Genomic DNA, 7241 nt, shown 5'->3' with positions numbered 1-7241 from the left:
GCGGCGCCGACCCGCGGCCGCACATCACGGTGAACGTGGGCGGCCGCGGCTACCACGTCCACGTGGGCAGCTCCAACGGCAACCTCTTCGCCCAGGACATCACGCCCAACCCGATCCGCTGAGAGGAGCGGGCACCCGCCGCGGGTGCCCGCTCCGGCGTGGTTGGATACCTCCTCACCGGTCTTGTCGGCGGCAAACGGTTTGCGCTACGGTGACCTGGGAGCGCTCCCAGTCAGGCGAAGTTCCGCACCCTGCTCGCAAGGAGGCGACGCATGGCTGTCTGCGCACGAAAGCCTGGCGGGCCGGCATCGCGCCGCGTCCGGACCGGCTCGGCTCCGCGAAGAAACCGCTCGGCCTTCCGAACGCTGAGCACGGTGGTACTCGTCGGCCTCGGTATCGCCGTTCCGGCACCGGCCGCCTCGGCCGCCACCGTCGACACCAACGCCTCGTACGTGCTGGTCAACCGCAATAGCGGCAAGGCGCTGGACGTCGCCGGGAGCGCCACCTACGAGGGCGCCCGGGTCACCCAGACCACCCGCGACGACCGCGCCTCCCAGCAGTGGCAGTTCGTCGACTCCGGCGGGGGTAACTACCGCATCAAGTCCAGGCACAGCGCCAAGGTCCTGAGCTTCCCGTCCACCGCCGACCGGGCCGGGCTGGTGCAGAACACCGACGCCGGACGCGCCGGGCAGCAGTTCCGGCTGGCCGACTCCGCCGGCGGTGACGTGCGGCTGCTCAACCGGGCCAGCGGCAAGGCCGTGGACGTGCTCGGCTCCGCCACCGCCGACGGCGCGCGGGTCGTCCAGCTGCCCGACACCGGCGGCGCCAACCAGCGGTGGCAGCTGGTCAAGCTCGCCGCCGACACCACACCGCCGACCGCGCCGGCCAACCCGCGCACCTCGAACCTGACCTGCGCCACCGTGACGTTCTCGTGGTCGGCGTCGTCCGACGACGTCGGGGTCGCCTTCTACGACATCTTCCACGACGGGCAGCTCATGACCTCGGTGCCGGGCACCGCGCTGTCGGCCGAGCTGACCGTCGCGCCGGGAGCCACCTGGGGTCTGTACGTCAACGCGCGCGACGCCGCGGGCAACGTCTCGCAGGCCAGCCCCACGGTCACCATCGCCGTGCCGCAGTGCCAGGCCGACACCGAACCGCCCAGCACGCCCGCCGGCGTGACCGCGACGGCCTCGGGCACCACCGTCACCGTGCGCTGGTCGCCGGCCACCGACAACATCGGCGTCACGGGCTACGAACTGCTGCGCGACGGCACCGTGGCCGGCTCCACCAGCGGCTCGGCCACGACCTCGTTCACCGACAGCGGCCTGGCCGCGAACACCCGTTACCAGTACCAGGTGCGGGCGCGCGACGCCCAGGCCAACCGGTCGGCCCCGAGCTCACCGGTCACGGTCACCACCGGCGCCTCCTGCGCCACCGCGGTCTGCTCGGTCACCAGGGTCACCACCGAAACCGACCTGCCGTGGGGGCTGACCACCCTGCCCGACGGACAGGTGCTCTACGGCCGCCGCGACGCCTTCGAGATCGTCCGGCTCGACCCCGCCACCGGCACGAAGACGGTGGCCGGGCGGATGCCGGACGTCGCGGGGACCGACGGCGAGGGCGGGGTGCTCGGCCTCGCCGTGGCCACCGACTTCGCGGCCGACCCGTGGCTGTACGTCATGCACACCAGCACGACCGACAACCGGGTGGTGCGCATCCGCTACACCGGCGGGGTCCTCAGCGGCACCCCGCAGGTGCTGCTCACCGGCATCCCGCGCAACAAGTACCACAACGGCGGCCGGCTGCGGTTCGGGCCCGACGGCAAGCTCTACATCGCCGCCGGCGACGGCCAGAACGGCGACTGGGCCCAGGACCTCACCAACCTGGCCGGCAAGGTGCTGCGGATCAACCGCGACGGCACCATCCCCTCGGACAACCCCTTTGGCACGCCGGTGTGGAGCTACGGCCACCGCAACCCCCAGGGCCTGGCCTTCGACGCCCAAGGCCGGCTGTGGGAACAGGAATTCGGCAACAACGTCATGGACGAGACCAACCTCATCGTCCGCGGCGGCAACTACGGCTGGCCCCGCTGCGAAGGCACCACGGGCAGCTGCGCCGAGGCCGGGTTCGTCGCGCCCAAGCGCACCTACCCCGTCGCCGAGGGTTCGTGCAGCGGCATCGCCGTGGTCCGCGACGCCCTCTACATCGCCTGCCTCCGCGGAAACCGGCTGTACCGGGCCGAAATCTCCGGGGACAGCCTGACCAACGTCCAGCAGTACCTCACCGGCACGTACGGGCGGCTGCGCACCGTGGAACCATCCGCCGACGGCGGCCTGTGGCTGACCACCAGCAACTACGGCGACAAGGACAGCATCGCCAACAACAGCAACGAAAGCATCTTCAAGGTCGAGCTCGGACGGTGAACCCCGGCGGCGGGCCGGGACCACCGGCCCGCCGCCGTCCCCCTCGCGAAAGGAGAGCCGGCATGGCTCACCGCAGGACATCCCGCCACCGTCGCGTGTGGACGGTGGCGGCGACGGCGATCATCACCGCGGGCGTGGTGGCGCCCGCGGCGTCCGGCACCACCGCGGCCGGACCGTGCACGCCGGGCGCGACCTACGGCTCGCCGTTGCCGAGCCAGGCGGTGACGGCCCGGCTCATCCGGAGCGGGTTCACCTTCCTCGAAGGACCGACCTGGGACCGGCGGACGGGCACCCTGCTGCTGTCGAACATGCAGAACGCCACCGGTCCCCAGGGCGTGCAGCCCTCGGCGATGCTCCGGTTCCGGCCGCCGGCCACCTTCGAGACGTTCATCGCCGATTCCGGCAGCAACGGCCTGGCGATCAGCGCCGACGGGACGCGGGTGCTCGCCGCCACCCACGACAACCGCACCGTTTCGGCCTACAACCTGGCCGACCGCAGCCGGACGACCGTCGCGGCCGGCGCCCCCGGCCACGCGTTCAACTCGCCGAACGACCTGACCACCGGCCAGGACGGCACCACCTACTTCAGCGACCCGAACTACCAGCGCGGCAACCGCGCCGACGAGCAGGGCGGCCGGACCGGCGTCTTCCGCGTCCGCGACGGCGTGGTCAGCCTCGTCGACGACACGCTGCCGCAGCCGAACGGCGTCGTCCTGTCCCCCGACGGCAAGACCCTCTACGTGGGGGCCACCGGCGCCGACACGATCGTGAAGTACCCCGTCTTCCCCGACGGCAGCACCGGCAACCGCACGACGTTCGCGACCATGCGGACCCCCGACGGCGCGACCATCGACTGCGCGGGCAACCTGTACTGGGCCTCCTTCGACGAAGGCCTCGTCCACGTCTTCTCCCCGTCGGGTGCCCCGCTCGGCACCATCTCCGCCGGCCGCAACACCACCAACGCGGCGTTCGGCGGACCGGACGGGAAGACCCTGTACCTGACCTCCGGGGTTTCGGGTGCGTTCGGCCTCTACCAGACGCGCCTCAACGTGCCGGGCAACCCTTACTGACGTGCCGAGTAGGCGCCCGCGTCGAGGTCTTCGAGCAGGGTCGGCCCGGTGGGCATCCAGCCGAGCAGCTCCCGCGTGCGCTCGCTCGTCGCCGCGAGGTCCATGGCGAAGAAGCCGCCGATCCAGCCGAAGTGGTCCTGGACACCGGCCTCCGGGATCGACGCGGTCGGCAGGTCGAACGCACGGCCGATCGCCTCGGCGATCTCGCGGGTCGGCACGCCCTCCTCGGCGACGGCGTGCAGGCGCGCGCCGGCGGGTGCCTTCTCCAGGCCGAGGCGGACCATGCGGGCGGCGTCGGTCACGTGCACGGCGGCCCAGCGGTTGGTGCCGTCGCCCGGGAAGCCCGAGACGCCCTTCTCGCGGGCGATCGCGGCGAGGACCGCGATGAACCCGTGGTCGCCGGTGCCGTGCGTGGTCGGCGAGAACCGCAGGCTCACCGGGTGCACGCCGCGGGCGGCGAATTCCAGTGCGAGGTTCTCGGAGCCGCCGCGCGGGGAGTCCGGGCCGTGGAACGGGGAAGCGTCGGCTTCGGTGGCGGGCCGGCCCTTGGCGAGGGCGGCGATCCCCGAGGCCAGCAGGAACGGGCGGCCGCTGTCCGCGAGCGCGTCGCCGATCGTCTCCACGGCGGCCCGCTCGGCGGCGTTCGACACGGCCGGGTTGGCGAAGTCGTGCTTGTTCGCCAGGTGGATGACGGCTTCGGCCGCTTCCGCACCCGCGCGGATGCTGCCGATGTCGTCGAGGTCGCCGCGCCGGACGTGGGCGCCCTTGGCTTCGAGCTTCGCGGCGGACGCGGCGGACCGGGCCAGCCCGGTGACCTGGTGGCCGGTCGCGAGCAGCTCGTCGACGACGGCGGAGCCGATCCAGCCGGAGGCTCCGGTGACGAAAACGCGCATTGCGTGAACTCCTTCTCACGGTTGATGTCAGTGACGGACGTCAGTCGCTGACATCAACACCGTACGCCTGCATGTCAGCTCCTGTCATCACTAGACTCGGCCGCATGGTGCGCTGGGAACCCGGAGCCGCGGAACGGCTGCAGAAGGCCGCGCTCGAGCTGTTCGCCACCCGCGGGTACGAGCAGACGACCGCGGCCGAGATCGCCGAGGCCGTCGGCCTGACCGAGCGGACTTTCTTCCGCCACTTCAGCGACAAGCGCGAAGTCCTCTTCGACGGCCAAGAACGCCTCGAGCGGGCGTTCCTCGACGGCGTGACCGCCGCCCCGGCCGACGCGTCCCCGCTCGAGGTCGTCGCCTCCGCGCTGCGGTCGGCGTCGACCTTCTTCCCGGACGAACGGCGCTCGCGCTCCCGCACCCGGCAGTCGGTGATCGACCGCAACCCGGCGCTGCAGGAACGGGAACAGCACAAGCTCACCGCGCTGGCCGCCTCGGTCGCCGATGCGCTGCGCGCCCGGGGTGTCGACGATCTCGCGGCCACTCTGGCGGCCGAGTCGGGGGCCACCGTCTTCGGGATCTCGTTCACCCGGTGGCTGCGCGACGGCGAGGAGCGCACCCTCGCCGCCATCGCGACCGAGGTGTTCGACGAGCTCCTGGACCTGGCCGGGAAGGCCGCCGCGGCCCGGTCGTGACGGCGGGCCGGCTCAGGCCGGCCGGAAGCTGCCCAGGCAGGGGTAGCCCGGGAGACCGGCCTTCGCCGGTTTGCCCGCCGGCGGGTAGCCCAGCAGCCACAGTTGCCCGGTCACCGCGACGTTCGCGGCCAGCGAGATGTCGGCGACGAGCTTGAAGCGCGTCTGCCGCCCGTCCGGGTACAGCGCCCAGCCCGTCAGCCGGACCGCGGTGCGCGCTCGCGGCACGAACGGTGTGTCGAGCGCGATCCGCAGTTCAACCCAGCCGTCCTCGGTGATCGGACGGCGGATCCGCAGGCTGCCGACGGCCGTCAGCAGGCCCAGCATCAGGAAGACCGCGCTGCCGCCGGCGACGCCGCCCAGCCCGGCCGCGTCCGCGATGCCTCCGGATTCGTCCTCCAGCGACGACACGAGTGCGAGTCCCGCCGCGCCCAGCGCCAGGAGCGTCACCCCGGTGACGGCCGACCGCCGGGCCTGGAACGCGCGGTGCGCGGCGAGCACCGGATCACGCGACGGCGGCGCCGGAAAGCGCGGGACGAACTCGGCAGGCACCGCCCCGGCGGCCGGGGCGTCCTCGATCCGCCCGGACCGCACCCACATCGCCCCCGGCGGGCGGACGAACACCCGCGGGCCCCTGCCGAGCACCCACAGCCGGCGCTCACCGGCCAGCTGGACCCGCGGCCCGTCGGACAGGCGCGTCCGCAGCCACCGGCCGTCCAGCAACCGCACCGAGACCCGCGAACCCTTGGTGCGCAAGCCATCGGGAGCGACGTCGAGCCGGTGGTAGGGCTCGCCGAAGAGACTCCGGATGCGCCGGTACAGGATCAGGACGTATGTCCACAGCAGAAGCAGGCCACCGAACGTGCCGAAGTAGACGTAGGGCAGCGCGCTCCCCCACCCTTCGACGACCACGAGCAGCACACCCAGCAGGACGAGCGCTCCGCTGAGTCCCATTCGGACAATGGTCAGCCCGGTCAATTCGCGGACAAATCCGGCAAACAGCGGTTCGGCCCCGGACGGCACATTCGGCAGGGGTTCGTGCACGCGGACTCTGCCCGCGCCGGAAGTGCCGTCCATGCCTTGTCCCCCATCGGTTCGTGTGCTCGGCCGCGGCAGCGTATCCGGCCACGGGCCGCTCACCGGAAACCGGGCGGGCAATTTCCGGAATGGGCGATCAGAGGTCGCCGAGCCGCTGTTGCACGCGGCGGACGTCGTCGGTGCGGCCCTGCTCCCGGAACGGCCCCAGGCCAGGTGCCAGACCGTGGCGTGCCAGTGGTGGCGGGCCGCGGTCTGCTGCGCGGCGAGCAGGTTCGCGTGCTCGGCGTCGCACCACGCCAGGGCCGCCGCCGCGTCGGGGTGCGGGTGCGCGTCGGCGTCGGGCAGGGCGAGCGGCATCGGGTCGCGGTGGGGGTTCAGCAGCCGGTCGGCGGCGTTCACCGCGCCGGTGTAGAAGGCCAGGACCCGGCGCAACGCCGTTTCCCGCACCGCGGCCGGCAGGTCGGCGGCGACGGCGGTGGCGTAGGCGCGCACGAGGTGTGCATGCCGTACCGGCTGCCGGGGGTGCGGTCGAGGAGTGACGCGTCGGCCAGCGCGCGCATCGTCATGTGCGTTTCCCGCTCGGGCAGGCCGAGCAGGTGGACGGCGGCGGGCAGGCCGATGTCGGGACCGGGCGCGATGCCCAGCAGGGCGAAGGAGGTGCGCTGCTGCTCGGTGAGGTGCCGCAGCGACCACGACAGCACGGTCGGCAGGCTCGCCGTGGGGTCGGTGGGGTCTTCGGAGTCGAAGACCGCCAAGCCGAGGGCCCGGTGATCGGCGACGACGTCGGCGAGGGGCAGGCGCGGGTCGGCGGCGGCGCGGGCGGCGATCAGCGCCAGCGCCAAGGGAAGCCCGCCGCACAGCCCGGCCAGCTCCGCGAGCGCCGGCTCGGCCGTCCTCGCGCGGCCCGGACCCGGCGCAGGAGGCGATCGGCCGGCACGGGCTGTCCGGCGTCGACCGCCAGCGCAGCCAGCACACACCGCTGCCGCGGGGTCCCGAGGCCGACCGGCCGGGCACCAACCTGGGCCGTCACCTCGCCGAGCAAGGCGATCCGGATCGGTGTTCCCCGAGCAACAGCGCGGTGACCAGGCACATGCAGAAGTCTGGCAAGAGATCGACACGGAGGGCCGGGCA

6 protein-coding genes are annotated in these 7241 nt (G+C 72.9%); 3 read left to right on the top strand and 3 right to left on the bottom strand.

The features are described from left to right. Nucleotides 1-365 precede the first annotated feature (365 nt). Complete coding sequence (locus tag ACWEVN_RS24775) at nt 366-2423, top strand: PQQ-dependent sugar dehydrogenase (RefSeq protein WP_452052870.1); 2058 nt, start codon at nt 366-368, stop codon at nt 2421-2423. Between the two features lie 62 nt (nt 2424-2485). Next, a complete protein-coding gene (locus ACWEVN_RS24770; RefSeq protein ID WP_452052869.1) occupies nt 2486-3493 on the top strand; it encodes an SMP-30/gluconolactonase/LRE family protein in 1008 nt (335 codons plus the stop codon). On the opposite strand, the gene ACWEVN_RS24765 is transcribed toward ACWEVN_RS24770, so the two are convergent. After that, nucleotides 3487-4386: an SDR family oxidoreductase gene (locus ACWEVN_RS24765; RefSeq protein ID WP_452052868.1), complete on the bottom strand. Its 900-nt coding sequence runs from the start codon at nt 4384-4386 to the stop codon at nt 3487-3489. The two genes, ACWEVN_RS24770 and ACWEVN_RS24765, sit on opposite strands and share 7 nt — an antisense overlap. A gap of 104 nt (nt 4387-4490) precedes the next feature. Here ACWEVN_RS24765 and ACWEVN_RS24760 point away from each other — a divergent pair, with 104 nt between their 5' ends. Then, nucleotides 4491-5075: a TetR/AcrR family transcriptional regulator gene (locus ACWEVN_RS24760; RefSeq protein WP_452052867.1), complete on the top strand. Its 585-nt coding sequence runs from the start codon at nt 4491-4493 to the stop codon at nt 5073-5075. Between the two features lie 12 nt (nt 5076-5087). On the opposite strand, the gene ACWEVN_RS24755 is transcribed toward ACWEVN_RS24760, so the two are convergent. Both ACWEVN_RS24755 and ACWEVN_RS24750 read right to left on the bottom strand, forming a co-directional pair. Continuing rightward, nucleotides 5088-6602 (bottom strand): hypothetical protein, encoded by a 1515-nt coding sequence (locus ACWEVN_RS24755; protein WP_452052866.1) that lies wholly within the window; start codon nt 6600-6602, stop codon nt 5088-5090. After that, a complete protein-coding gene (locus ACWEVN_RS24750) occupies nt 6506-6952 on the bottom strand; it encodes a hypothetical protein (RefSeq protein WP_452052865.1) in 447 nt (148 codons plus the stop codon). The genes ACWEVN_RS24755 and ACWEVN_RS24750 overlap by 97 nt, the downstream gene beginning before the upstream one ends. Nucleotides 6953-7241 lie beyond the last annotated feature (289 nt).

The organism is Amycolatopsis sp. NPDC003861 (assembly GCF_053605405.1).
This window is presented reverse-complemented; position numbering and strand designations above follow the sequence as displayed.